The sequence below is a fragment of the Actinoplanes oblitus genome (assembly GCF_030252345.1).
Lineage (GTDB): Bacteria > Actinomycetota > Actinomycetes > Mycobacteriales > Micromonosporaceae > Actinoplanes > Actinoplanes oblitus.
Genome location: NZ_CP126980.1, coordinates 5,614,692 through 5,639,572, shown reverse-complemented (window position 1 = coordinate 5,639,572; position 24,881 = coordinate 5,614,692). Strand labels below are relative to the sequence as shown.

The window sequence follows — 24,881 nt, the reverse complement described above, 5'->3', positions numbered from 1 at the left end:
CCGCGAAACCGGCACGCGGCCCGGATTGCCGGGCGGGAGGGGACCGGTGCACGCTGGATTCGTGATCGTCACAACGCCACCACAGCGGGTCGACGTGCACACGCAGGACCGGGACGACGCGGTCGCCGCGGTCAACCGGATCGTCGCGCACGAGGCCCGGATCGATGCGCTGGCCGGGCACGACCTGAGCCTGACGTTCCATTCGGTCAGCTACGGCGATCTGTCGGCGTTACGGCTGCGGATGTCCGGGGTGCACTACACGGCGACCGCGGCCACCATGCCGGCGGTCTTCGCCGGCATCTACACCGATGGCCTGGCCGCCATCCGGACGTCGCAGGGGGAGCAGTCGCTGGGTCCGCAGGACGGGTTGCTCTATCCGGAGGGGCTACCGTCCACCGCCGACTTCCGCGACACCGGTCAGCAGTTCCTCGTCGTGCCTCGATCGGTGGCGGCGGAGCTGACCGGCATCACCGACCTGCGGTTCCGGTTCGGCGGCCCGGTGTCGGAGGCCAAGCGCCGGTTCTGGGTGCGGACCGTCGGCTACCTGTCCGAGCAGCTGACCATCCCGGATCTGGTCCACCCGCCCCTGGTGGTCGAGCAGTTCCTGCGCCAGGCGGTGGCCGCGATGCTGATCGTCTTCCCGAACACCACGATGACCGAGGCGTACCCGCCCGGCCCGGGCCGGGCGGAACCGTCGGTGGTCCGCCGCGCGATGGAGTTCATGGAAACGCACGCGGATCAGCCGCTGAGCGTCACCCGGATCGCGGCGGCGGCCGGTGTCGGCCCGCGCGGCCTGCAGGAGGCGTTCCGCCGGCACCGGAGCAGCACCCCGATGGCCCAGCTGCGCCGGATCCGTCTCGACCGGGCCCACCGCGAACTGCTGGCCCACGACGGGACTGTCGAGCGGATCGCCCGCCGGTGGGGGTTCGCCGATCCCGGCCGGTTCGCCGGGTACTACCGGGAGGCGTACGGCCGGACGCCCGCCCAGACGCTGCGATCCGGGACGGCGCCATGATCGACGTCTTCCAGACCGCCGACCTCGACGAGGCGCGCGACATGCTGGACCACGCCTACTCCCGGGTGCGGCTCAGCGCCGCCGGCGACGAGCACCGGATGCGCCTGGCCCGGCTCGCCGTCGGCCCGATCCAGCTGCACCACCTCGGTTTCCGGATGCGGTTCACCGCCGACTTCGCGGCGGGCGGTGTGATCGCGATCGGCCGGCACATCGCCGGCAAGCTGTCCCGCCGGGTCAGCACCGACCTCGTCGACAGCGGCCCGGGCGACCTCCTGCTGGCCGCGCAGCCGGAGCACGCCCTGCGGATCCAGCTCGAGGACTACGAAGGCGAGCACGCCCGGTTTCCACCGGAGCTGTTCGCCCAGGTCGCCGCGACAGCGCCCAGCCGGACGCCGCAACCGGTGCGCTTCCTCGGCTATCGCCCGCTCTCCGCCCGGGCCGCCACCACCTGGAACAAGACGTTCGACTACGTGCTGGAGGCGGTCGTCGGCCTGGACCACGACGCCGCGCCGCTGCTGATCGGGTCCGCCGCCCGGATGCTCGCCGCCGTCACCCTGTCCACCTTCCCGAACACGGCCCTGCAGGACCCGACCGTCCAGGACCGGCACGACGCGCACCCCGCGACGCTGCGCCGGGCGTGCGATTTCATCGAGGCGAACGCGGATCGCGACATCGCCCCGATGGACATCGCCGTCGCGGCCCGGGTGACGCTGCGCTCGGTGCAGCTGGCGTTCCGCAGGTACCTGAACACGACGCCGACCGCGTACCTGCGGCAGGTCCGGCTGCAGCGGGCGCACCGGGAGCTGGTGGACAGCGACCCGGGCGCCACCACGGTGTCGGCGGTCGCCATGCGGTGGGGGTTCGCCAGCCACAGCACGTTCGCCGCCCGGTACCGCTCGGTGTACGGCGTCCCGCCCTCGAGGACACTGCACTGGCGCTGAGCCGCCGGCTGACATGATCACCGGCATGACGCTCTCCTACGCCGCCCTGGGCAGTTCGTTCGCGTCCGGCCCGGGGATCGCCCCGGTGGTCGACGTGGCGGCGATGCGCTCCGGCGCGAACTACCCGCACCGGCTGGCGCGGCTGCTCGGCGCGGACCTGACCGACCTGACCGTCTCCGGCGCCACCACCGCGACCATCCTCGCCGAGCAGCTTCCCGGCCTGCCCGAGTCGGCGGACCTGGTGACGGTCACCGCCGGCGGCAACGACCTGCGCTACATGGGCTCGATGCTGCACACCGCCTGGCACCGGCTCCGGCCGCGCGGGATCGCCGCGAAGATGCTGGCCGCCGAGTTCCCGGACGGCCTGGTCGAGCCCACCGCGGCGGACGTGGCGCGCGCCGTGGCCGGGCTCGCCGAGATCGTCGACCGGGTGCGGGAGCGGGCGCCGCGGGCACGGGTGCTGCTCGTGGACTACCTGACCGTCGTCGGCGAGCAGACCGTGCCCGCGCCCGGGGTGCCGTTCGAACCGGACGAGATCGAGCGGTTCCGCGGCATCCAGACCACGCTGGAGGAGGTGTTCGTGACCGCGGCGGCGACCTCCGGCGCGGACCTCGTCGCGGTGTCCGGGATCAGCCGGGACCACGGGCTGGGCGCCGCCGACCCATGGATCTCCCCGTTCACGACGGACCCGGCGACGACCCACGGGTCCCTGCATCCGAACGCGCGGGGGATGGCCGCGGTTGCGAACGAGATCGCGAAGGACGGTTCCACCACAGCGCCAGCGTGACCCCGGTGACCACCAGCAGCGTCCCGGCCAGCAAGAACCAGACGGTCGTCTCGGTGCGCTGCTCGTGCAGGCCGATCTCGCGCGGCAGCCCGGTCAGCACGTCGTGCAGCCGCCCGGCGTCCTCCGCCCGGAAGTAGCGGCCGCCGGTGGCCGCCGCCACCTGGGTGAGCGCCTTCTCGTCGATCTCCATGAACGGCCCGGGCGCCGACGCCGCACCGGGATCCGGTCCGCCGCTGAACGAACCACCGTTCACCTGGCCGGCCGTGCAGACCATCGGCCCGGGCGCGGTGGTGCCGAACCCGATGGTGAACACCCGGATGTGCCGGGCGGCGGCCTCCTGCGCGGCGAGGACCGGATCGACGCCGGTCGTGTTGGAGCCGTCGGTGAGCACCACGATGGTGTCCGGCTCGAACTCCGCCGGGACGACCGCCGAGATCAGCTCGACGCCGGTCTGCGCGACGTGCGGGTTGTACTCGGCGATCGCGTCGATCGAGGTGAGGATCGCCTGCCCGATCGCGGTGCCGAGCGCCGTCTTCAGGTCACCGACCGCATCGATCAGCTGATCCTTGTCGGTGGTCGGCGCGACCAGCACCGCTGCCGTACCGGAGAAGGCGATCAGCCCGATCCGGGTACCGCCGTCGCTGCGCTGGATGAACTCGCGGGCCGCCTCCCCGGCGGCGGCCAGCCGGTTCGGTTTCACGTCGGTCGAGCACATCGACCCGGAGACGTCCACGGCCAGCAGGATCGAGGTGTCGGCCCGCGGCACCGCGACGGTGGCCTGCGGCCGCGCCACGCTCACCGCCAGGGTGAGCAGGCCGGCCAGGAAGAGGGCCACCGGCACCCGCCGCCGCCACGCCGTGCGGCCGGGGACCGCGGCCCTGATCAGCGCCAGGCTGGAGACGGTCAGCGCGGTCCGCTTGCGCCGCCTGTCGAACCACCACCGGGCCGCGAGCAGCACCGGAACCACCAGGAGGGCGACCAGGGCCCAGGGCCAGGTGAGCGACATCAGGGGCTCCTTCCGGCCTGGGCGGCGAGCCGTGGTCCCGATGGCCCCGCTGGCATCTGTCCCCATGTTCCCTGCCGGAACCGTGACCAAAACGTTGCCATTCAGTTACTGGCCACTCCGACAAACCAGCCAGTTGCCGCTTCCGGTTCGCTTTCCTCCCGATCGCCAACCCCTTTCGCGGTACGCCCGCCCCCTCCCGCCCGTGATCGACCCGTCCGCCGAGCCCCGCCCGTGGCTCGGCGCCATGCGCCCTCGTCACCGGACCCGCCACGCGCGGCGAGACCCGCTGGCGCACGAAGGCCCCGGCCGCGGCCGGGGCCTTCGTCGAGCGCGGATCAGCGCGCCTCGTCCTGGTACTGCTTGGCGACGCGGACCAGCTCCACCAGCCCGCCCGCGTACTCCTGCGACTCGGCGTGCGCCTCGTCGAACGGCGGCTGGAAGCCCACCCCTTCCCACTCCTGGGTGGCCTCGTTCCACCGGTCGTTGCCCACCTCGAAGTCCCAGGCGTCGATCCCCAGCTCGTAGTACAGCTGGTCGGCCGAGTTACCGGCGGCCGAGTAGAGCACGTCCGCCACCGGCCCGGTGTACGCCGGCCAGGTCACCGTCCCCCGCTCGGCGGCGATCGCCCCGACGATCCGGCGGGCGCTGTCCAGGAAGAACTTGGACTCGTCGATCGACGGCCGGGGCAGCGTGACCCGCCCGTCGGCCTTGTACGACCCGGGCGGCCACATGAAGTACCCGCCGTACGAGTGCACGTTCATCGCGAACCTGACGTTCGGATGCGCCGACGCCAGCGCGATCACGTTGTTGCTCTCCGCCTCGGACAGTTCCCCGGTGCCGGAGTAGACGGCGGACAGGCAGTTCGGGCTGCCACCGACGTACCCGTCGAAGTAGGAGCCGACCGTGTAGTTCCGGTTGACGTCGACACCCCACTGGTCGCGGTAGCGTGGGTCCCGGTTCGTACCGGTGCAGTGATTGACCATGTTCTTGCGCTGGAAGTTGAAGTCGTTGAACGAGTAGTTCGCCCCGTCCGGGTTCACCGTCGGGATGATGAACACGTCCACGTTGTCGACCAGTTCACGGGTGGCCGGGTCGGTCGCGTAGTTGGCCAGCAGCCGCTCCGCGAACTCCAGGGTGACCAGCGGCGTCGCCCATTCCCGGGCGTGCTCCTGCGAGTACGCCAGCACCCCGATCTTCGATCCGTCGCGCACCTTGCCGATCCGCAGCGCCTGCACGGTCCACGGCCGCTTGGACACCTCGGTGCCCTTGAGCCCGTCGTCCAGCCGCACCGGCGCGACCACCGGCATCGGCAGCCCGGCCGACCCGGCCTCCACCGTCGCCCGGAACCTCCGCGGGTACTTCGCGGTGATGAGGTTCGCCACGTCGTCGGTGGTGCTGATCGTCTTGCCGGCGTTGTCGGTGGCCAGCCTGATGGTCAGGACCCGATCGGCGTACGACGCGGACAGCGGCCGGTTCTTCGCCCCGGGGTCGACGGTGCGCACCTGCACCCCGTTGAACCCCTGGTCGCCGAACTTGACCGACTCGACCACCACCGCCGCGGCGTTCGGGTCACCCAGGTAGGTGACAGCGGTGCGCCGGTAACCCTGCGTTTTGTTCGGCAGGTTGAGCACGTCGACCAGCCTCGGGTACTGCCGGGCGAGCCGCTTGATCCGCGCGGCGATGTCGGTCGGCGTCATGTAGGCCGACACGAAGTCCTTCTGGTACCCGGCCGGCGCGGGCGGCGGGGTGGCACCGGGCCAGACCGCCGGGGTGACCGCGCGCGACTTCCCGCCGAGGCTGGAGGTGGCGGTGACCTGCACCGGCTTGGCCGGCAGCGGCTGCGGCAGCGCGTAGTGGTACTGGTATTCCCCGGAGTCCTCGAACCGGACCAGCGGATAGCTGCCGGTGGTCCCGTCGGCGGTCCGCCAGGTGACGGTGATCTCGACGTCCGGGTTGTCGGTCGCGGTGGTGGCGACCTCCGTCTGCAGGAAGGTGCGGCCCCCGGTGGTCCACCAGTACGCCTGCAGGAAGGTGAGCGTGTCGGCCGCGGCGGCCAGGCGCTTGGCGGCCGGTCGGCGGGCCGCCGCGTCGGCCTCGGTCTGGATCAGCTGGACCGGCACCGCCCCGCTGCGGCTCAGCGTGGCCAGCTGCGCGTCGTCGACCACCAGGTCGGCCAGGACCGTGCCGGCGTCGGTCCGGGGCCGGGCGGCCAGGTCGGCGCCGGAGGCGACCAGCCGGTCGAGCGCGGCCCGGTCGGGCAGCCGGAAGCGGATCAGCGCCTGCTCGCCGGGGCTCAGGGAGATGGCTGGCGCGGGTGCGGCGGCGGGTTCCGCGCTGGCCGGGGTTTCGGCGAACGAGAACCCCAGAATGAGCGCGGCGGCGGTGGCCGCTAAACGGACTCGGGGTGACATCTAGCCTCCTGGGCATCGAAGGACGTGAGATTCACCCCACCCCGCCGATCGATGACTGTCAACATCGGGCCGCCGTCGGGTCCGGGCAGTCGGCCGGCTTGCGGCTAATTCCCAGAAATTTCCCGTACGGTCGGAGCGCGCCGGTCGAGGCGGAAAGTCGAGCGGCGGTCCGCTACTGTGCCTCGCGGACGTGCCGATAAACGGTGGAGGAGCCACCGGATGCACCGAGGAGAGACGGACGTGACCACCGAGCATCCCCGCATGGGAGAACTCGGCGCGGGGGACCGGCAAGTCGCCCGGATGCAGCCGGCCGGCGGCCCGTTCGGCACGTTGGGTTTCGCCCACCACCCGGAGCCCGAGGTGCTGCACGGGGCGATGGCCGAGCTGAACAAGTTCCTGATGGTGTACAAATTCGGACTCGCCGAGATCGAGACGAAGATCAAGATCCTGGCCGAGGAGCTCGCGCACCGCGGCCGCGGCAACCCGATCGAGCACGTCACGCCCCGCCTCAAGTCACTCGGCAGCATCACCGCGAAAGCCCGCCGGCTGAACTGTCCGCTCACCGTCGACGACCTGCGCACCCGGATCCGCGACATCGCCGGCATCCGGATCGTCTGCGGCTTCGTCCCGGACGTCTACACGGTCGCCCGGATGCTCACCCGCCAGCCCGACGTGCACCTGGTCGAGACCAAGGACTACATCGCCCGGCCGAAGACCAACGGTTATCGCAGCCTGCACCTGATCGTCGAGATCCCGGTCTTCCTCTCCGACCAGGTGGTGGCCGTCCCCGTCGAGGTCCAGCTGCGCACGGTGGCCATGGACTTCTGGGCCAGCCTGGAACACAAGATCTACTACAAGCACGACGCCGACGTCCCGGCCGCCCTGCGCGCCGAACTGGCCGCCGCCGCCGAGGACGCCGCCCGCCTCGACGAGCGCATGCAGCGCCTGCACCACGAGATCCATGGGTGAGTTGGGCTGAGCTGGCTGGCTGGCTGAGCTGGCTGGCTCCGCTTCGCTCCGCGCGCGAAACGCCTGGTAACCGGTGAGGAGGCGACTGATTCTCCGCCACCCGCACACCCCGCGGGTGTCGAAGAATCAGTCGCCTCCTCACCGGCGGCGTTTCGCGGGTTGGCTGGCTGGTTGCGCCGGTCCCGCCCAGCCGGAGCAGCTGTCCACAAACATGGTGTCGCCACCCACCGGCGTGGCCACCCACCGGCGTCGGCACCCACCGGCGTTGCCATCCGTCGGCGTCGCCACCCACCGGCGTCGGCACCCACCGGCGTTGCCATCCGTCGGCGTTGCCAGCCACCGGTGTTGCCAGCCAGCGGCGTTGCCACCCAGCGGCGTGGCCATCCGTCGGCGTTGCCATCCGTCGGTGTGAGCGGCGTTGGTGTCGTGCTCGTTGGCGGTGTCGCCTGTCTTGGCGTTGCTGGTCTGGGGCGTTGGTGGTGGGTGGCGGTCAGGTCGGGGTGTGGCCTCGGTTCGTCGGCGTGGCCACGTGGAAGGCGGGATCGGCGTACGCGGCGCGCTTGCGGGTGTAGTACTCCTCGTAGTGGTCGCCGTCCGAGCGGCGGTTGAAGGTCATGAACAGCGCGCGGCGGGCCCGGGACGACCTGTTCTCGAACGAGCGGTGCGGGATGAACGAGTCGAAGAGCACGATGTCGCCGGCGGCCACCTCCAGCGGATGCCAGTCGAACACGCGTACCGCCTCGGGCACGATGCTTCCGTCCGCGGCATCGCCCTCCTGGACGGCCCGGAACAGCGGCCGGCCCGCCACCTCGCGTTCCACCACGGAGCCGTGCTCCCGGGCGACGCGCCGGTGGTTGGTGGCGACCTGCAGGCAGCCGTTCTCCTGGTCCGCGCGGTCGAGCGCCACCATCGCCGTCACGTGGTACGCCGGACCGAACGCCTCGTACGCCGGGAAGTCCTGGTGCGGCGTGAACGCGCCGCCGCCCGGATACTTCAGGTTGCACTTGTCCTTGAACAGGACGTACGGCTCGCCGGTCGCCGCCTCGACGGCCGGCAGCAGGTGCCTGTCGACCAGGGCGCGGAAGGTCTGATCGGCGCCCGCGAGGTATTCGATCCGGCAGACCGAGGTGGCCGAGCCGGCTTCCGGGACACAGATCAGCTCCGGGCCGTGCGTACGGTAATAGGTTTCGAGGCTCGTCCCCTCGTCCGCCGCGGTCCGCAGGATCCGCTCGCCCTTCGCCAGCAAGCGGTCCAGGGCCGCGGTCAGGTCGGTGCGGACGGCGGTGTCCAGAGGATCGGCGAGGACGTAGCCGTCGCGCACCACATCGGTGTCCGGTCCAACCTCTCGCATGGGTTCCCCTTCCCTCATCCCTCGGCGGCCAGCAGGGCGCTCGGCCCGACGTCCGCGACTCCGCGGGGGTCGTACTTGGCGATCTCCAGGCCCACCAGCTCCTCGACCCGGGCCAGGAACTCCAGTCCGCGCAGGGAGGCCTCCGCCGAAGTGCGGGCCGGGATGATCACGTGGCCGAAGATGCTCAGGTTCCCCTCGTACCTGCGGGCCGTCTGACCGGCCCACACCTTCAGGGTGTCCAGCGGTACGTCGAACGCGGTCAGCAGCGCGTCGAGGTCGTGGCGGGCGAAGTGCGGTGCCACCACCCCGCCGTGCCGGGCGGCGACGGCCAGGGTCAGCGCCGCCGAGCCGAAGGTCGTGTCGGTGTCCACCGGCTGGCCGAGATGCGCCTTGATCATCAGTTCGAACGGGTCGGTGCCGGTCAGCAGCTGGAACATCTGCGGCGAGACGCTGCCCATCATCCTGGCGTTGATCTCCACGATGACCGGTCCGTCGCGGCCGACGATGAGTTCGACGTGGTAGACCCCGACGTCCAGGCCGAGCGCTTCGAAGACCTCCTGGACGTACGCCTGCGCCGCCGCCCGTGCCGGCCCGGGCATCGTCGAGGGCATCGCTGCCGCGATCTCCAGCAGGTCGTAGTAGTCGGCCCGATGGCGGTTGGTGGTCGCGAACATCCGTACCCGGCCGTCGGTGACCAGCACCTCGGCCGAGTGCAGGCTGCCGTCCACGTACTCCTCGACCAGGTAGTCGGTGCTGACCAGCCGGCCCAGGTCCACCGGATCGCACCGCCGCGCCTCGTCCACCGTCGCCACGAACCGGTCGAAGTCCTCCCAGGTCCGGCAGACCGCTGAGTACTGCTTGCCGAATCCGCGGACCGGCTTCACGACGAACGGCGGCCGCACGGCGGACGGGGTGTCGCGCGAATACCGGCCCGGGTCACCGATGGCGCGGTAGGCCGTCGACCGGATTCCCCGCTCCCGCAGGACCCGGCGCATCCGGTCCTTGTAGACGGCGTCGCGCAGCCGGTCGTGACGCGGATACCGGGTTCCGAAGTGCTCGGCCTCGCGGGCGACGGTGAGCAGTGCCGCCTCGGAGGTCGTCAGGATGGCGTCGATCGGCGCCTCGCGGGCCAGCCCGGTGATCACCGACCGGACCTCGCCGGTGTCCAGGGCCGCCACCTCCACGTACCGGCCGGCGAAACCGGCTCGCTCACGGAGCTCCCGCTCGGTCGAACCGGCGAGCGAGGCGAACGACGGCGACCGCTGCCGGATGAAGACTACGTCATGCCCCAGTTGCTCCGCGGTCCGCAGCGCCTGCAGGCCCATCACTGTGCTGTCGATAAAAACGATCATGTCGGCCTCCGGTCGGTGTGCTCAGCGCACGAGGGCACCGGCGTCGCCCAGGACGACAGCGACCAGCGTGGTCACCACCGCGGCGCCGGTGACGAGGCCCAGGCACCGTCCGGTGCCGGGCATGCGCAGTCGTAGCCGGGCGATCTGAGCGACGGCCACGACGGCGCAGAGAACGAGGTAGGGCCCGGTGGCGACGAGTCCGGTCACGGTGAGCGCCGACAGGCAGCCGACCAGGAATCCGGCGTACGTCGTGGGTAGCCCCGTGGAGAGGTGCGGGTCCGGTTCCGCGGTGATGTCGAAATGGGCCAGCCGTACGATGCCGAGCACCACGAACGTCGCGCCCACGAGCGCCGCGACGGGCTGCGCCGACGAAGCGGTCAGCGAGATCACCGCGGTCGGCACCGCACCGAAGTTGAGCAGGTCGGCGAGGCTGTCGGCGCGGGCGCCGAACGCCCGTCGGGCGGTGCCCGGTTCGAGGAACCGCCGGGCCACGTACCCGTCCACGTGGTCCAGCACGACGGCGAGGAACAACAGCCCGAGGCACGCCCCGGCCCGTCCGGCCAGGGCCAGCCACAGGGCCAGTCCGCCGACCGCCCCGTTGGCGAGGGTGACCACGTTGGCGGCGTCCAGGTACTCGCCGAAGACGACCGGGGACGTCCGTGGTGCGGTGCTCATCGGGTCACCTGCCGATCAGGGTCGAGGTGGTCACGGGATCGCAGTCGTCGATCCCGGGGAGCGGCGTACAGCGCCCAGAACCCGACGACGCTCAGGCAGAACGCGACGGCTGCGGAGCGTACCGCGACGGTCGCGGTGAAATAGCTGCCCAGGACGACGACGACGGTCATGCCCAGATAGATCAGGGCGATCTGCGAGGTTGAGACGAGCGCGACGGTCGAGGCGTCCGCCGCTTCGACGATGGCCGCCTGCCGCTGCATGAAGACCAGTTCGAAGGTGAACATGAACAGGAAGTAGAGCCCGAGGAACAGCGGTGGGTGGCCGGTCACCGCGACCCCGACCATCAACACCGCCGCGAGGCAGCAGGTGAACCCGTTGCCCAGCACGATCCGCCGGCCCGCCGCGAGGAAGGCGACGGCGGCGACCAGCGCCGCGAAGCTGGAGAGGAACTGCACCGCGCCGGTGATGGCGGTCGAGCCGCCGAAAGTGGTCAGCGGCAGGGCCACCCGGGTGAGGTTGTAGTAACCCTGGAACAGGATGGTCAGGACGACGAACGAGACGAAGGCGTGCCGCAGCCGGCCGTTGGCGGCCAGCGCGCGGAACTCGGCCACCAGCAGCTCCCGGTAGCCTCCGGTGTGGCCGCCGGCGGCGCGCCCCGCGTCACGCGGGGCGCCGATCAGGTGCGCGGTCAGCGCGGCGAGGACGAATCCGGTGCCGGAGACGCCCAGCGCCAGCTGCGGCGAGATGCGGGAGCCGGCCCCGGCGTAGATCAGGCCGGCCACCACACATCCGCTCGCGAATTGCGCGGAGAACGCCACCGGGACGGCCGGGCGGAGGTTCTCCCGCGACATGCACCGGTTGATCACCACCAGCCGGCCGACCCGCTGGACGGTGTCCACGAAACCGATCACCAGGCACAGCGGGATGAGCACGCCGCCGAGCACCGGCAGCAGTGCGGCCGCCGTGGCGCAGGCCAGACCGCCGAGCCACATCGCGACGGACAGCACGCGCCGGGGATCACCTCCGGCGCAGATCCGGTGGATCATCGGGCTGCCGAGGGCGGGTAGGGCCACGGGTGCCACCAGGACCAGGTTGGACAGCAGCACGCTGCTGGTCCGGTGGTGCACGTCGATGGCGAAGAAGAGATACAGGAACGTGCTCGCGGAGACGCTGAACAGGGTGTTCGACCAGAGGCCGATCAGTTCACGGCCCCGGCCCCGGGCGGAGACGGGCGGACCGGCCCGGCGCGGAGTCGTGTTCATCGGGGCTAGCCGGCCGGCAACGGCCTGGCCAGGCGCTCCACGGCGAGGCGGAAGGTCTTCTCGTCGCCGCACAGGACCAGGCGGACGTGCTGGTCGACGGAGGGGCCGTACACCTCGCCCGGCACCACCGCCACCTGCCGCTCGTCGAGCAGGTAGCTCGCCACCGTGGCGCCCACCGACCGGTCCGCGTCCCGCACCGCCGCGGGCAGCCGCCGGTGCATCGCGGTGACGTCGGGGAGCAGGAACATCCCGCCCTTGGGTGCCCGGTTCCAGGAGTACCCCTGCTCCGGCGTGAGCGCGCTGATCGCGATGTTCCGCCGCTCCCGCAGGCGTGCGTTGTTGCCGGCGAACCACTGCTCGATCGCGGGGTCCTGCAGCATGCGCAGCGCGATCCTCTCGAACAGGATGTTGACGCCGAGGTACAGGTAGTCGTGTGCCTTCTTCGCCACCTCGATCAGGTCACGCCGGGCGACCATCCACCCGATGCGCAGGCCCGGGGTGCCGAACTTCTTCGAGCAGCTGTTGATCATGATGGCTCGGTCGCCCACCGCCTCGACACCGCGGGCGGGCAGGTGCGGCCGATCGAAGGCCATCGTGTCGTACACCTCGTCGTGGATGATCCACGCGTCGTTGCGCGCCGCGATGTCGCCCAGCAGGGCCCACTCGTCGGCGGTCAGCATGTAACCGGTCGGGTTCTCCGGTGAGTTGACGATGACGGCCCGCGCGCCGCCGAAGTCACGGGCGAAGGAGGCGTCGTCGCCGGCCAGCGCCTGGAACTCACAGTCGGCCGCCGGGCGGCGGAAGCTGACCGGCGTGCGGCCCAGCGTCGCCACCGAGCGTTCGTACAGCATGTACGAGGGGTCGGTGATCGCCACCGGATCACCGTCGTCGGTGGCGGAGAGCAGCGCGAGCGCGATCGCCTCGACGCCGCCGTGCGTCACGATGATCTCGGTGTCCGGGTCGACGATCATGCCGTACCGGCGCTGGTACCAGTCGGCGATGGCCTGTCGCAGCTCGGCGGAGCCGGCCGAGTGCTCGTACCGGTTCACCGCGTCCAGCAGCGCCGCCCGGGTGAGGTCGTCGGCCAGGACCCGGTCGACCAGGTGTTCCGGCGGCCCGAACTCCGGTTCCCCGATGCTCAGGTTGCAGACGTCGGGCAACAGCTTCGCCCTCGCCGATATCGCCTTGGACGCGTACTCCGACATCGATGTCAACGTACGGTTGGGCACTTTCCCTCCTCCATCCTCGACCGGCGGGCCGGCCGGGTCAGTTGGTCACGATCGAGTCCACGAGGTCGCCCGCGCGCCGCAGGTCGTCCAGGTTGTCGATCTCCACCCACGGCAGCCCCTTGATGTCGATCACCGCGGCGCTCAGGTGCGACAGGGCCTCGTCGAAGATCCGGTACAGCTGCATGGGGCCGACGAACGGCTGCTCACCGAGGGCGCGGACCACGTGCTCCCGGGCCGCGGCGCTCAGTTTCACCAGGCAGACCAGCTCGCCCAGCACCTCCATCGGGCCGTCGTAGTGAGCCACCTCGTGCTCGAAGAACAGCAGCCGGCGCGGCTGGACGCCATCGGACAGGACCAGCGTGTCGGGCCGTGAGCTGGGCACCGACGAGTCGACGACGATGGTCAGATCGGCCCGGCTCGCCCAGAGCTGCTCGAAGCCGGCGGCGGGGACCAGCAGGTCGCCCTCCATGTAGATGGTGTCGCCCGGGGCCTGGGACAGCGCCAGGAAGGCGCTCCAGTCGAGGTTGCGGTCGGCGTAGTGGGTGTTGTCCACGACGGTGTAGTCGATCCGCTGCCCGGCCACAGCGAGGTGGTCCTCGAGCTGCGGTCCGCCGTGGCCGGTCACCACGGTGAGCGACGACACGCCCGCCTGCCGGAGGATGTCCAGTTGGTAGTCGATGATGCGGCGGCCGCCGAGGCTCAGCATCGACTTGTGGCAGCTCTCGGTGAGCGGTGAGAGCCGTGTTCCGATGCCTGCCATCAGAACTGCGACGTGCATGCGTCAGTCATCCCTTCAGGTGCGGGTACGGCTGCCGGCGCGTCGGTTGCCCGATGCGTCGCCATCGCGTACCTGAGTCGTTCGGCGATCTCCGGGGGCCGGCGGTTCGGCCGTCCCAGCTTCTCCACCGAGCCCGGTCTGATCCGCAGGTGCAACAGGACCGGCCCGGAGGCGATGCGGCGGGTGAGGTGCCGGGCCAGATCGTCGAGGTCCGCGCACGCCACGGCCCGGGGATATCCGCACGCCCGGGCCGTCGCGGCGAAGTCCACCGTGCCCGCCGACGTGACCTGGCCGCCGGTCGAGTCGTAGGTCCCGTTGTCGAGGACGATGTGGGTGAGCGCCGGCGGCCGGGTCGCGCCGATCGTGGACAGGTTGCCCAGGTGCATCAGCAGGGCGCCGTCGCCGTCGAGGACGTAGACGGGTTCACGCGTACCGAGCGCGATACCGTGCGCGATGGCGTTGGCGTAACCCATCGCGCCCACGCAGTAGAAGTTGCGTTCCCGGTCCCGGATCGAGTGGAACTCGCGCCCGCACTTGCCGGTCGTGGCGACGACCACCGCTTCGGGAGCCAGCACCCCGGCGATCCGGGTCAGGGCCTCGTGCCGGGACGGCAACCCGGCGGGCACCTGGGCGGGGCGTGGACGCGCTCCGCCACCCCCGGCGGTCAGGTCGCCCGGCCGGACCAGTATCGCGTACGGCCGGCGGGTGCTCGCGACGTGCGCGAACACCTCGTCCAGGACGCCGGGCAGAGCCGCGTCCGAGGGCGGCAGGTGCCGCCACCCGATCTCCATGAGATCGAGCAGTCCGGTCGTCATCCTGCCCATCAGCTCGTGCTGCGGCTCGTCCGGCCGGCCCGGCTCGCCCCGCCAGGACACGATCAGCAGGCAGGGGATCCCGCTGCTGGCGGCGAGTGAGGTGAGCGGGTTGACCATGTTGCCCAGGCCCGAGTTCTGGCACATCACCACGCCGAGGCGGCCGGTCAGCCAGCTGCCCGCGCACAGTGCCACCGCTTCGCCCTCGCCGGCGGCGGCGACGTAACGGACGTCGGACCGGCCGAGGACCTGCGACAGCAGCGGGTCCAGGTGACTGCACGGAACGCCGGTGAAGAAGGTCGCTCCCCGCTCCACGAGCCGGCGCAGGAGCGCCGTGGCGTCGGTCATGCCCCCTCCTCGTCCGGGGCGCGGCCGGCGTTCACGCGGAGGACTCGTTCGTCAACTGGAACAGCTGTTCCAGGCTGGCGATCCGCGTCTCGATCTCCGTCACCGACCGGCCGCGACAGATCTGGTCGGTGATGCTGCGCATCGCCGAGATCGAGGCCCGGAGACTGTGGTTGGCCCAGATGATGGCGGCGACATCGCGCTCGACGAACAGCTTGGTCGGAGTGGCGTGGTACTTCGTGGGCACGATGATGACCGGGCATCGATTCCGCCAGCGGTCCAGGAATTGCAGGATCTCCTCCCCGTCGGATTTCTTGGAGTGGATTAATATGGCGTCGGCGCCGGACTCGTGATATCGGAATGCCCGATCGAGTGCCTCGCCCAGGCCGTGCCCGGCTATCAGCGCCTCGACTCGCGCGACCAGAACGAAGTCGTCGTCCGTCTGCGCATCCTTGCCGCGTTTGATCTTCTCGCAGAAATCTTCGACCGCGAGGAGCGGCTGGGCATTTCCCAGGAATGAATTCTGCTTGGGGAAGAGCTTGTCCTCGATGCAGACGCCCTGGACGTTTCGCTGGCACAGCTTCCGGACCAGGCGACTGACGTTGTTGGCGTCGCCGAATCCGGTGTCCCCGTCGAAGAGAACCGGCTGGGGGACGAAGTCGGTGATCATTTCCACGACGTCCAGCACCTGGGTCCAGGAGGCCTCGTTCCGATCGCGGAGGCCCATGGTCGCGGAGATGGTGAGGCCGGAGGCCCAGAGCGCCTCGAACCCCGACTCCACGGCGATCTTCGCGCTCAGGGCGTTGTGCGCCTCCATGATGTACAGCACTTCGTCGCGGCATATCAATTGGCGCAGCCGGTCAGACATATTCCACCTCCGTGGAGGCCGGCGCCGAAAGCCAAAGATCGATGTGCGTGACGATGAAAGACCTGGTCAAAACATCACCCCGTGATGTCGGACTGCGCTTTTCGGGAGGGCTCGCCGTTTGTGGCACCAGAGGCCCGGCGCAAACACTGGAATAGGTTCTACACGCCCATGGAAGGGCGTGCAAGGCCACTTCCGGTAGCGCGATCACGCCAGCCGACCTGCTCATCAAAGGGGGCAATGTCGGTCTAATCGCCCCGACCGACCGTCAGATTCCGGACAAAACGCCCAGGTTGTGTCGGAAATCCGGTCGCGCAGTTGGTCAAACGGCCCGCAACGGGTGGTTGACCGGGGATTTCCACATTGCTGCCCGTCGATCATTTCCGATGGTGGCGAAATCCGGCTTACGGGATGAAGAACTGTCGAAGAGTTTCTAGGGTTGAGGCCCATAGATCGATCGGCGCCGAAGACTCACGGGGAGGAAGCGGACGTTGTGCGCGAGATTCATGCCCTTCTGGGGGAGATCCTCAAACCGCGCTGGGCCGGTCCGGTGCTCGTCGACCTCGCCGTGCGGGGACCGGGTCGCTATACCGATCTGCAGGACCGCCTCGCCAGTTCCAGTGGGCGGCACGTGCACAACCAGTCGCTCAGCGGAGCCCTGCGACGTCTCCAGCGCCACGCCCTGATCACCCAGGATCCGGCGATCCAGGGCGGTGAGTACATCCTGACCCAGCTCGGCGCCGAACTCGCCGACCATCTGGCTCTCCTCGACCGCTGGGGCCGGCGCTATCGTGACCGCCTTCGGCTGAACTCGCATCGCTGAGCTGCCGGAGCGGGCGGCGTGCTCGCCCGGGCGCGCCCGGCGTACCCGACAATGCCGGTATGGACATTCAGCTCCGACCCGTCCGGCGGCACGACGTGCCGCAGCTCGCCGTCCTGCTGGGCCAGCTGGGCTATCCGACCACCGAGGAGTCGGCGCGGGAACGTCTCGACCTCTGGGCGGGCGACCCGGCCGGCTGGCTCATCGGTGCGGACCACGACGGCGAGCTGGTCGGTGTCGCGGCGCTGCACGTCCTCCCGTTGCTGCAGTCGACCGGCAAGATGGGCCGGCTGGTCGCCCTGGTGGTCGACGAGAGCCACCGGAGCCGGGGCGTGGGCCAGCTACTGGTCGCGGCCGCCGAGGACCAGGCCCGGGCCGCCGGCTGCATCAAGATGGAGGTCACCAGCCGCCGGCACCGCACGAGGACCCACGAGTTCTACAGACTCCTCGGCTATGAGGACATCTCGCCTTCCTCGGCCCGCTTCATCAAACTCTTCCCCGCTGATCGACCCCCGCGGGGGTGATCCCGGTGCTCGGCCGAGCACCGGGATGAGCGCCACCCGCCTCAGCCGCGGTGCCACTTCTGGGCGTCGGCGCGGACCTCGGCGGCGTCGGCATGGCTGGTGACCGCGACCGTGCGGCGGGTGGCGCCGGCCGGGATCCAAGCGCCGCCGAACCGCTTGCCGAGCTGGGCGCGCAGGCGCTTCTCGATCACCGGGGTGGCCGCTTCGGTGGTCAGCCGCCGGGCGATCTGGTCGTCGGTGAGGTGCAGGTCGCGCCGCATCGCGGCGACCCTGCCCGGGTCGGCCGGTGAGAACGCCGCCACTACCTCTCGGCGGCCTCGAAACGTACCCGGTCGAGGAAGGCCAGTTGAGCCCTCTTGTGACCTAGGTCGATCTCCGGTCCCAGGGTGAAACCCTCCCGCCGGAGGCGGCTGATCGAGCGGTCGTTGCGCATGTCCGGTTCGGCGATGATGCGTGCGCGGGCCGGGTCCGCCGCGAACAGGTGCCGGAGCAGGGCCGGGAAGACGGCGCTGGTCAGGTGTGGCAGATCCCGGCCCTCGGCGTCGATCAGCAGGTGCAGGCCGAAGTCACCGGGCTGCACGTCGTAGCACTCGCCGACCGGGTCGAGTGACGGCTCGTACGTCTGGAAGATCCCGATGGGACCGTCGTCGAGCAGCAGCAGGTAGGCGTGGTGGCTCTCCAGGCTGTCGACGTAACCGTAGATCTCCTCGACGTCGGCGACCGAGTGCTCGCCCATGCCCCAGAACCGGTTGCGCTCCTTGGTCACCCAGCCGTGCACGACCGGGGCGTGCGCGACCGGATCGAGCGGGATCACGGTGAGCTCTCCCAGGCCGGGCAGCTTCTCCGCGAAGACGATCAAGGGTTCCTCCATGAGTTCCTCCCAGTCGGTGACCAGCGGGACGAGCGCTCCGTGCGCCCAGAGCGGCAGCTGGTCGAGGAAGTGCGGCGACGCGGGGTCGTCGGACGCGCCGAACGGTACGACCCACCGGCTGCGCCGCCGGTCGGCGAGGTCCCAGACATAGCGGGCGACCGGCCCGCGCCAGCACAGGTCACTGACCCCGGGAATGCTTGACGTGTTGAGCACGCAGCCGGCCGAGCCACCGAGCCGGACCTCCGGCACGTCGACGTCCAGGCCGGGCAGCTGAAGGGGGTGCAGCAGATGCCGCGCACCCCAGAACGAATCCGGTGAACCGGGCAGCGGGGAAGCTGAGGCCGAGGGGGAGGGGGAGGGCGCGGCGGCGAGGGCCACCGGATCGAGGCCGAGTCCGGCGAGCACCCCGTCGAGAGCAAGCCCGATCCGCGCACGGGGATCGGTCCACGGCGCGAACAGCGGATCATGACCGGAGGGCGAGAAGAGCGGCCTCAACGCGGGCAGGTCGCACAACCCGCGGGCGACGGCCGACCGCTCGGCCATCCGGCGCCCGGCCTCGGCGGAGTCGGCGGGAAGCGCGGTGTCCATGTGGATCGACTCGTGCGGCACCCCGGATTCGAGCAGCTCACGGATTCGGCGGGCGCGGGCGGGCGGTGCGAAGTCCACGCCGTACGGCCCGGTGTCGGGCCGCCGGTCGTTGGCGTTGACGGCGGTGGTCACCTCGGCACGGAACATCGGCGCCCACTCCGGCCGCCACGCGTAGCGGGCCTCCCAGGCGGGAACCGGCACGATCCGGTTGCGCTCGTCGCGCTGCGGCACCCGGCCGACGGTGAGCTGCAGGGTGCGCCCGGTGCTGTCGGCGGTGAGGACGCTGTTGACCGGTTCGACCCAGCGGGACAGGGCGTCGGCGACGTCGTCCACGGTGCACGCGTGCAGCAGCGGCAACAGGGCGCCGAAACCGAGGTCGGAGGTGGACAACGACGGCGTACGAAGACTCAGGTTCCCATCGATGACCGGCCCCCGCGCGGTCTCCAGGACATCGACCACGACCGGCGGCCCGTCCCGTACGACGATCGTCTCCTGGTGGGTGACCACCGGCTCCCAGCCGCTCGCGCCGCGAGCCTCGAACCCGTTCCCGGTCATGCGCAGTTCCTCGATGTAGAGGTCCTGGTAATCGGCCATCGCGTTGGTGATGGCCCAGGCCACCGATCCGGTGTGGCCGAAGTGCTGCACGCCGGGGACGCCCGGGAAGGTGAGCCCGGCCACGTCGAAGGCCGGGCAGGCGAGCCGGATCTGCTGATAGACGCCGGGCAGTTCGAGGAGCCGGTGCGGGTCGCCGGCGATCTCGCCCGGAATCGTCCAGGCGTTGCTGCCGGAGCCGCCCGGCCCCTCGGTGGCGAACCACGCGACGGCGTCCGGGCCGAGGGTCCGCTCGACGTGCGCCCGCCACATCTTGTTGCCGAACGTCCCGAACAGGATGTGCTGCACCTGGAACACGCCGAGCGACGACCACGGCTGCCAGTCGACGCCACCAGCGCGGACACCTGCCGCGTACGCCCGCAACCACCGCCGGGTGGCATCGTCCAGTTCGGCGAATGACCGCCGCGCCGTCTCGTCGAGCCGTACCCGTCGCGCGAACCGGTCCCACCCCACCTCGGCGGCCCCGGCGACGGAGGCGAGACGCCCCTCGGAGCGGAGCCGCTCGACGGTGATCTGACGGCCCCGGTCGGTTGCGGTCACCCGCCCCTGCAGCCAGGCGAGGTCGAGGACCGAGCCGGCGCGCAGGTGTGGGATCCCGTAGGCGTCGCGGTAGACCTTCATGCCGCGATCGGGTTGTCCAGCTCGCCCGCGAAGATCAGCGAGCTGGCCTGGTCGGTGAGGTCCACCATCTGCAGCGTGTTGCGCAGCTGGAGCCGGTTCAGACAGGAGTGCCGGAAGGTGGGCCGCAGCAGGTCGAGCCGCCCGCCGAGGGACGGGTGGTCCTTGGCGTGCTCGCGGACGCAGTCGCCGGCCAGCGCCCAGAACTCGGCGGCGCTGAGCACCCCGTCCGAGTCGAGGATCCCGGCGAGGTGCCGCAGGAACCCATCGAACACGTCGGTGAAGACCGCCAGTTCCTTGATCTCGTCGCTGACCTCGATGCGGATCCGCTCCACCTCGGGCGGCAGCGGCTGGTCGTTCATGACCGCCACCTCCTCGCCGATGTCCTTCATGAACACCCGGACGGGCACGTGGTTCTCGAGCACGAGGATCAGGTTCTCGCCGTGCGGCATGAACGCCAGATCGTGCTTGAGCAGGCAGTGCACGATCGGCCGAAGGTAGGCGCGCAGGTAGGTCGCCACCCACGCCGCCGGTGCCACGCCGGACTCGCGGATCAGGGCGGCGGCCAGCGACTTCCCGGCGCGGTCGCGGTGCAGCAGACTGGCCATGGTGGCGAGCCGCTCGCCCGCGGCGAGACGCGGGAGCGGGCTCTCCCGCCACAGGGCGGCGAGCATCTTGGTGTACGCGCTGGGTGTCTCGCTCCGGTGGAAGGCGTCACCGATGTACCCGATCGCCGCCAGCTCCCGCAGCACGCCGAACCCGCAGGCGCGCAGCTCCTCGTCACCCTCCACGACCCGCGCGACCCAGTCGTTGATCGGTGGCGTGGCCCGCATGTACTTCGGCGACAGCCCGCGCAGGAAACCCATGTTCTGCACGGCGATCGCGGTCTTGACGTAGTGGCGTTCCGGCCGGTCCAGGTTGAAGAACGTCCGGATCGACTGCTGTGCCTGATAACGATCAGGTCCGGCGTCGAGCGGGACGATCGCCCTGCGGGCCACCTCGGGTGCGAACGTGACGGTGACCTTGTGCTCCCACTGCCACGGGTGCACCGGCAGGTAGCGGTACCCGGCCGGGTCCAGCCCGTGGCCACGGAGCTGCTGCTCGAAACGGTCCAGCAGGTCACCCAGCTCGGCCCGGTAGTGGTCGCGCTCGTCACCGGCGTACACGAAGATGCTCTGGTCCTTGCGAACGGCGACCCACCGCAAGCGGACCGGCCGCCCGGACTCCGGGGTGTAGGCCTCGTGATCGCTGAGCCCGTAACCGATGCGCCCGTTGTTCGCCACGAACCCGGGGTGCCCCTCGGTCATGGCCGCCTCGATGGTCTGGAAGCTCGCGTGGACGAGATCCTCGGCGGTCTCCCGGCGATGCGTGTACTTCCAGGCGCTGCCGGCCAGCGTCGCGGAGATCTCCTCGAGGTACGTGCCGAGCAGTTTCGCCGGGATGCCGAGCGTCTCGCGCAGGCGAGCGATGAAGTCGAGCGCGTCGAGCGGCCCGTCCAGTGACTCGGGGTCGATCACCCAGTGCTCGAGCGGGTAGCGCTTCGCGGTGAACGTGTTCTCGCCGCATCGGTACCTGTTCCGGGACGGGTCATGGACGGGCGAGAGCAGGCGCTCGTGGCTGAACTCGGCGATGGCCTTCGCGATCAGCCGCCGGTGCGCGAACTCGATGGCCTCCGGCCGCAGGTGCGGGACGCTCATCGCGTACGCCGTGCGGGTGCAGAAGCTGAGTCGGCCGGTCTTGCCGTGCAGCGGCACGTCGCGTTCCGGCACGAACCCGACCTCGGCGTTCTTGCGCTGGATGGCGTCGTTGCGGACATCCGGTTCGACGACGACCCGCTCGATCCGCGGATCGGCGAAGCAGAAGTCCATGACGGCCCGCATCACCGCGGAGGTGACCCCGGAGCGTTTGCGGGTCGGCGGCGCGACGAGCACGTGCATGCCGATGTCACCGGGCCGTACGGCGTAGTGCGGAGCCAGCTCGCTGTGCGCCGGGTCGTAGGTCTCGGCGAGGAACAGCGGGGCATCGTCGTCGTCCAGCCCGAGCCACACGTCGTAGTGCGGGTTGTCCAGGAAGCCCTGGTACTCCTCGCGCACCCGCTCCCTGCTGGCGCCCTGCAGGCCCCAGTAGTGCGCGCGGGGATGCGTCACCCAGGCGAAGAGAAGATCAAGATCACGGTCGAGATCCAGCGGTACGAGTCTCACGATGTCACCAGTGCCTTAGGGATGTCGGCCGCGGGGGCCCCGAACTGCTGGAAGGCGATCGACTCCTCGACCTGGTAGATCTCACGCCCGGTGATACCCCGAAGGATCACGCTGTTGCGGTAGGCGCCCATGCCCAGGTCGGGGTCGGTAACGCTGTGGGTGTGCCCGGCCGCGTTCTGCACGAAGATCTCGTCGCCTTCGCGGTCGACGGCGTAGTCGACGGTGACGTCGAACCGGCCACGGGCGTCCCAGTTGATCCGATCACGGACGGGGTCCAGGAAGGACGGCACCCTGGGGGCGTAGCCGGTGGCCAGCACGAGCCCCCGGGTGGTGGCCGTGAATGAGCTGCCGTCCTCCTGGTGCTCCAGCGCCAGCGTCCAGCGCTCGCCGTCCCAGATCACGCCGGAGAGAGCTGTGGCGGTCAGCAGTGTCGTGGACACCGGCCCGGCCAGGCTCTTGGCGTAGAGCGTGTCGTAGATGGTGTCGATCAGGTCGCCGCTGATGCCCTTGTAGAGGTTGCGCTGCTCACGACCGAGCCGGTCGCGTGTCTCCAGCGGCAGGCGCTGGTGGTACCGGATGTACTCCGGCGAGGTCATCTCCAGCGTGAGCTTGGTGTACTCCATCGGGAAGAACCGCGGGGAGCGGGTGATCCAGCTCAGGTGGTAACCGTACGTCTCGATGTCGTTGAGAAGATCGAGGTAGATCTCCGCGGCACTCTGCCCGCTGCCGATGATGGTGATCGAGTCGAGCTGCTGGAGCTTGGCCTTCTCGGGCAGATAGTCGGCGCTGTGCACGTGGGGTCCCCGGTCCACGGCGGCCGGGACACGCGGCGCCGTGCCGATGCCGAGCACCAGCTTGCGGGCCCGGAACGTCGCATTGTTCGTGTGCACCAGGTACGCCTCGCCGTCGTGGGTGACGGTGTCGACGCGGGTGTTCCACCTGATCGACGGCAGCTGCCGGGCCACCCACTTGCAGTACTCGTTGTACTCGGCGCGCAGCGGGTAGAAGCTCTCCCGGATGTAGAACGGATAGAGCCGGCCGACCTGCTTGAGGTAGTTGAGGAACGAGAAGCGTGAGGTCGGATCGGCCATCGTGACCAGGTCGGCCATGAACGGCACCTGGATCGTCACACCGTCGATCATCAGACCGGGATGCCAGTCGAACTCGGCCCGCTGCTCCAGGAAGATACCGTCGACGTCGGCGAGGTCCTGGGTGAGCGCGGCCAGTCCCAGGTTGAACGGGCCGACGCCGATCGCGGCGAAGTCGTACGTGCGCATCAGGCCATCACCGCCGCGGCCTCGTCGCGCTCGCCGGTCATCTCGGCGCCGATCCCGCGGATCAGGTCCAGCACGCTGCGCAGGTCGTCCATCGTGGTGTTCGGGTTGAGCAGGGTGAACTTGAGCCAGTAGTGGCCGCCGATGGTGGTGCCGGCGACGATCGCCCGGCCGCCGTGGAACAGCCGCTGGCGCAGCCGCGGCATCAGGTCGTCGCACTCGGCGACGGTCGTCCCGGCCGGCCGGTACCGGAACAGCACCGTGCTCAGCGTCGGCGCGGCCACCGCCTCGAAGTCCGGGTCGTCGCAGATCTCCAGGTAGACCTCGTGCGCCCGGTCGATGACGGCGTCGAACATGGCACCGATCTGCTCGGCGCCCATGGTCCGCAGCGTCATCCACAACTTCAGCGCGTCGAAGCGGCGGGTGGTCTGCAGGCTCTTGTCGACCTGATTCGGTACGGCGGCGGTGCGCGGGTTCAGGTAGTCGGCGTGCACCGCGATCCGGCGCATCGTCTCGCCCCGGCGCACCACGATCGCGCTGGAACTGACCGGCTGGAAGTAGCTCTTGTGGAAGTCGACGGTCACCGAGTCGGCCCGCTCGATGCCGTCCAGCAGGTTCCGGCGGCGCGAGACGAGCAGACCGCAGCCGTACGCGGCGTCGACGTGCAACCAGATGCCCCGGCTCTCGCAGATCGCCGCGATGGCGTCGACCGGGTCGATGCGGCCCAGGTCGGTGGTGCCGGCGGTGGCGACGACGGCCATCGGGATCCCGCCGTCGCGGCGCACGTCGTCGATGGCGGCGGCGAGCGCCTCCGGGTCCATCCGGCCGGTGCCGTCGGTGGCCACACCGACCACCGCGTCGGCGGCCATGCCGAGGACGCCGGCCGACTTGCTGACGCTGAAGTGGCTCTCGGTGGTGGCGAAGATCCGTAGCTTCGGGATCGTGGTGGCCCGGTCCCCGGCCGGACCGGCCAGGGTCTCCTCGCGGGCCAGCAGCAGAGCCTGCAGGTTGGACTGGGTGCCGCCGCTGGTGAAGATGCCGTCGGCGCCCGGGTCGAAGCCGATCCGCCCGGCCGTCCAGTCGATCAGGCGGCGCTCGATGAGGGTGCCCGCGGTGCTCTGGTCCCAGGTGTCCACCGAGGAGTTGACCGCCGAGATCAGCACCTCCGCGCTGAGCGCGGGGATGGCGACCGGGCAGTTGAGGTGGGCGACGTAGGTCGGCTCATGGAACCAGACGGCGTTGTCCAGGTAGAGCCGGGCGATCTCGTGCAATGCCGCACCGGTGTCACCGAGGGGCCGGTCGAGGTCGATGGTGTCGACCTGTTCCTGCAACTCGGCGACGCCTGCGCCGGAGTACGGCTGCCGCACTGCCTTCACCCGGTCGGCGAGCAGCGCCGACGCGTGCCACACACCGGACGTGTAGCCGTCCAGGGTGGAGCCGGAAAACAGATGCGGGGAATCGGACCGCTCCAACGGGGCCTCCACTAAGGTAAACCTTACCTAACAAGAGGGCAGGCTAACTGTCGGGCCGCGGGAAGGAAACTCGCCCTAGGCGCCGTTGGACGCCTGACGCCGG

The 24,881-nt window shown here is 70.4% G+C and carries 21 protein-coding genes; 6 read left to right on the top strand and 15 right to left on the bottom strand.

All coding sequences use genetic code 11. The features are described from left to right. The first annotated feature begins 61 nt into the window (after positions 1-61). The 3 genes from Actob_RS25470 to Actob_RS25460 are packed head-to-tail and all read left to right on the top strand — an operon-like array spanning position 62 to position 2,743. Positions 62-1,015, top strand: coding sequence for an AraC family transcriptional regulator (locus tag Actob_RS25470; protein WP_284914335.1), 954 nt, complete (start codon positions 62-64; stop codon positions 1,013-1,015). Further along, positions 1,012-1,956, top strand: a complete 945-nt coding sequence (locus tag Actob_RS25465; protein WP_284914334.1) for a helix-turn-helix transcriptional regulator — start codon at positions 1,012-1,014, stop codon at positions 1,954-1,956. The genes Actob_RS25470 and Actob_RS25465 overlap by 4 nt, the downstream gene beginning before the upstream one ends. A gap of 25 nt (positions 1,957-1,981) precedes the next feature. Beyond that, on the top strand, positions 1,982-2,743 hold the full coding sequence (locus Actob_RS25460) for an SGNH/GDSL hydrolase family protein (RefSeq protein ID WP_284914333.1): 762 nt from the start codon (positions 1,982-1,984) through the stop codon (positions 2,741-2,743). On the opposite strand, the gene Actob_RS25455 is transcribed toward Actob_RS25460, so the two are convergent. After that, positions 2,634-3,749 (bottom strand): VWA domain-containing protein, encoded by a 1,116-nt coding sequence (locus Actob_RS25455; RefSeq protein ID WP_284914332.1) that lies wholly within the window; start codon positions 3,747-3,749, stop codon positions 2,634-2,636. The two genes, Actob_RS25460 and Actob_RS25455, sit on opposite strands and share 110 nt — an antisense overlap. A gap of 335 nt (positions 3,750-4,084) precedes the next feature. Next, entirely contained in the window at positions 4,085-6,160 is a 2,076-nt protein-coding gene (locus Actob_RS25450) for a M14 family zinc carboxypeptidase (RefSeq protein ID WP_284914331.1), read from the bottom strand. Between the two features lie 240 nt (positions 6,161-6,400). On the opposite strand from Actob_RS25450, the gene Actob_RS25445 reads away from it, so the two are divergent. Beyond that, positions 6,401-7,129: a GTP pyrophosphokinase gene (locus Actob_RS25445; RefSeq protein ID WP_284914330.1), complete on the top strand. Its 729-nt coding sequence runs from the start codon at positions 6,401-6,403 to the stop codon at positions 7,127-7,129. Between the two features lie 490 nt (positions 7,130-7,619). Here the strand turns inward: Actob_RS25445 and Actob_RS25440 are convergent, their stop codons facing one another. The 8 genes from Actob_RS25440 to aepX all read right to left on the bottom strand — a co-directional run bounded on the left by Actob_RS25440 (position 7,620) and on the right by aepX (position 15,801). Then, positions 7,620-8,480: a phytanoyl-CoA dioxygenase family protein gene (locus Actob_RS25440; protein WP_284914329.1), complete on the bottom strand. Its 861-nt coding sequence runs from the start codon at positions 8,478-8,480 to the stop codon at positions 7,620-7,622. A 14-nt stretch (positions 8,481-8,494) separates the two neighbouring features. Then, positions 8,495-9,832 (bottom strand): ATP-grasp domain-containing protein, encoded by a 1,338-nt coding sequence (locus tag Actob_RS25435; protein WP_284914328.1) that lies wholly within the window; start codon positions 9,830-9,832, stop codon positions 8,495-8,497. Positions 9,833-9,853: 21 nt separating this feature from the next. Further along, complete coding sequence (locus tag Actob_RS25430) at positions 9,854-10,507, bottom strand: CDP-alcohol phosphatidyltransferase family protein (RefSeq protein ID WP_284914327.1); 654 nt, start codon at positions 10,505-10,507, stop codon at positions 9,854-9,856. Beyond that, positions 10,504-11,769: an MFS transporter gene (locus tag Actob_RS25425; RefSeq protein ID WP_284914326.1), complete on the bottom strand. Its 1,266-nt coding sequence runs from the start codon at positions 11,767-11,769 to the stop codon at positions 10,504-10,506. Before Actob_RS25425 ends, Actob_RS25430 begins: the two co-directional genes overlap by 4 nt. 5 nt (positions 11,770-11,774) lie before the next feature. Beyond that, a complete protein-coding gene (locus Actob_RS25420) occupies positions 11,775-12,974 on the bottom strand; it encodes a pyridoxal phosphate-dependent aminotransferase (protein WP_284914325.1) in 1,200 nt (399 codons plus the stop codon). A 61-nt stretch (positions 12,975-13,035) separates the two neighbouring features. Beyond that, entirely contained in the window at positions 13,036-13,776 is a 741-nt protein-coding gene (locus Actob_RS25415; protein ID WP_284914324.1) for a phosphocholine cytidylyltransferase family protein, read from the bottom strand. Continuing rightward, complete coding sequence (gene aepY, locus Actob_RS25410; protein WP_284914323.1) at positions 13,758-14,936, bottom strand: phosphonopyruvate decarboxylase; 1,179 nt, start codon at positions 14,934-14,936, stop codon at positions 13,758-13,760. Before aepY ends, Actob_RS25415 begins: the two co-directional genes overlap by 19 nt. A gap of 31 nt (positions 14,937-14,967) precedes the next feature. Further along, on the bottom strand, positions 14,968-15,801 hold the full coding sequence (aepX, locus tag Actob_RS25405; protein ID WP_284914322.1) for a phosphoenolpyruvate mutase: 834 nt from the start codon (positions 15,799-15,801) through the stop codon (positions 14,968-14,970). 490 nt (positions 15,802-16,291) lie between these two features. Between aepX and Actob_RS25400 the strand changes: the two genes are divergently transcribed. Beyond that, on the top strand, positions 16,292-16,621 hold the full coding sequence (locus Actob_RS25400) for a winged helix-turn-helix transcriptional regulator (protein ID WP_284914321.1): 330 nt from the start codon (positions 16,292-16,294) through the stop codon (positions 16,619-16,621). A gap of 59 nt (positions 16,622-16,680) precedes the next feature. Next, the gene (locus Actob_RS25395) at positions 16,681-17,142 is read left to right on the top strand and encodes a GNAT family N-acetyltransferase (protein ID WP_284914320.1); all 462 of its coding nucleotides are present in this window, start codon (positions 16,681-16,683) and stop codon (positions 17,140-17,142) included. A 41-nt stretch (positions 17,143-17,183) separates the two neighbouring features. Here Actob_RS25395 and Actob_RS25390 read toward each other — a convergent pair whose 3' ends face one another. Genes Actob_RS25390 through Actob_RS25370 form a run of 5 tightly spaced genes read right to left on the bottom strand, consistent with a single transcriptional unit; the run spans position 17,184 to position 24,790 of the window. Next, a complete protein-coding gene (locus Actob_RS25390) occupies positions 17,184-17,402 on the bottom strand; it encodes a hypothetical protein (RefSeq protein WP_284914319.1) in 219 nt (72 codons plus the stop codon). Positions 17,403-17,443: 41 nt separating this feature from the next. Beyond that, positions 17,444-19,834 (bottom strand): GNAT family N-acetyltransferase, encoded by a 2,391-nt coding sequence (locus Actob_RS25385; protein ID WP_284914318.1) that lies wholly within the window; start codon positions 19,832-19,834, stop codon positions 17,444-17,446. Then, positions 19,831-22,032: a GNAT family N-acetyltransferase gene (locus tag Actob_RS25380; protein WP_284914317.1), complete on the bottom strand. Its 2,202-nt coding sequence runs from the start codon at positions 22,030-22,032 to the stop codon at positions 19,831-19,833. The genes Actob_RS25385 and Actob_RS25380 overlap by 4 nt, the downstream gene beginning before the upstream one ends. Further along, positions 22,029-23,309: a lysine N(6)-hydroxylase/L-ornithine N(5)-oxygenase family protein gene (locus Actob_RS25375; RefSeq protein ID WP_284914316.1), complete on the bottom strand. Its 1,281-nt coding sequence runs from the start codon at positions 23,307-23,309 to the stop codon at positions 22,029-22,031. The genes Actob_RS25380 and Actob_RS25375 overlap by 4 nt, the downstream gene beginning before the upstream one ends. Then, positions 23,309-24,790: a pyridoxal phosphate-dependent decarboxylase family protein gene (locus Actob_RS25370; RefSeq protein ID WP_284914315.1), complete on the bottom strand. Its 1,482-nt coding sequence runs from the start codon at positions 24,788-24,790 to the stop codon at positions 23,309-23,311. The genes Actob_RS25375 and Actob_RS25370 overlap by 1 nt, the downstream gene beginning before the upstream one ends. Between the last annotated feature and the right edge of the window lie 91 nt (positions 24,791-24,881).

What these genes read in the sequence shown, in the direction of transcription:
- Actob_RS25465 (WP_284914334.1), top strand. Translation starts at nt 1,012, where the DNA reads ATGATCGACGTCTTCCAGACCGCCGACCTCGACGAGGCGCGCGACATG.
- Actob_RS25460 (WP_284914333.1), top strand. Translation starts at nt 1,982, where the DNA reads ATGACGCTCTCCTACGCCGCCCTGGGCAGTTCGTTCGCGTCCGGCCCG.
- Actob_RS25455 (WP_284914332.1), bottom strand. Translation starts at nt 3,749, where the DNA reads ATGTCGCTCACCTGGCCCTGGGCCCTGGTCGCCCTCCTGGTGGTTCCG.
- Actob_RS25450 (WP_284914331.1), bottom strand. Translation starts at nt 6,160, where the DNA reads ATGTCACCCCGAGTCCGTTTAGCGGCCACCGCCGCCGCGCTCATTCTG.
- Actob_RS25440 (WP_284914329.1), bottom strand. Translation starts at nt 8,480, where the DNA reads ATGCGAGAGGTTGGACCGGACACCGATGTGGTGCGCGACGGCTACGTC.
- Actob_RS25435 (WP_284914328.1), bottom strand. Translation starts at nt 9,832, where the DNA reads ATGATCGTTTTTATCGACAGCACAGTGATGGGCCTGCAGGCGCTGCGG.
- Actob_RS25430 (WP_284914327.1), bottom strand. Translation starts at nt 10,507, where the DNA reads ATGAGCACCGCACCACGGACGTCCCCGGTCGTCTTCGGCGAGTACCTG.
- Actob_RS25425 (WP_284914326.1), bottom strand. Translation starts at nt 11,769, where the DNA reads ATGAACACGACTCCGCGCCGGGCCGGTCCGCCCGTCTCCGCCCGGGGC.
- Actob_RS25420 (WP_284914325.1), bottom strand. Translation starts at nt 12,974, where the DNA reads ATGTCGGAGTACGCGTCCAAGGCGATATCGGCGAGGGCGAAGCTGTTG.
- Actob_RS25415 (WP_284914324.1), bottom strand. Translation starts at nt 13,776, where the DNA reads ATGCACGTCGCAGTTCTGATGGCAGGCATCGGAACACGGCTCTCACCG.
- aepY (WP_284914323.1), bottom strand. Translation starts at nt 14,936, where the DNA reads ATGACCGACGCCACGGCGCTCCTGCGCCGGCTCGTGGAGCGGGGAGCG.
- aepX (WP_284914322.1), bottom strand. Translation starts at nt 15,801, where the DNA reads ATGTCTGACCGGCTGCGCCAATTGATATGCCGCGACGAAGTGCTGTAC.
- Actob_RS25395 (WP_284914320.1), top strand. Translation starts at nt 16,681, where the DNA reads ATGGACATTCAGCTCCGACCCGTCCGGCGGCACGACGTGCCGCAGCTC.
- Actob_RS25390 (WP_284914319.1), bottom strand. Translation starts at nt 17,402, where the DNA reads ATGCGGCGCGACCTGCACCTCACCGACGACCAGATCGCCCGGCGGCTG.
- Actob_RS25385 (WP_284914318.1), bottom strand. Translation starts at nt 19,834, where the DNA reads ATGAAGGTCTACCGCGACGCCTACGGGATCCCACACCTGCGCGCCGGC.
- Actob_RS25375 (WP_284914316.1), bottom strand. Translation starts at nt 23,309, where the DNA reads ATGCGCACGTACGACTTCGCCGCGATCGGCGTCGGCCCGTTCAACCTG.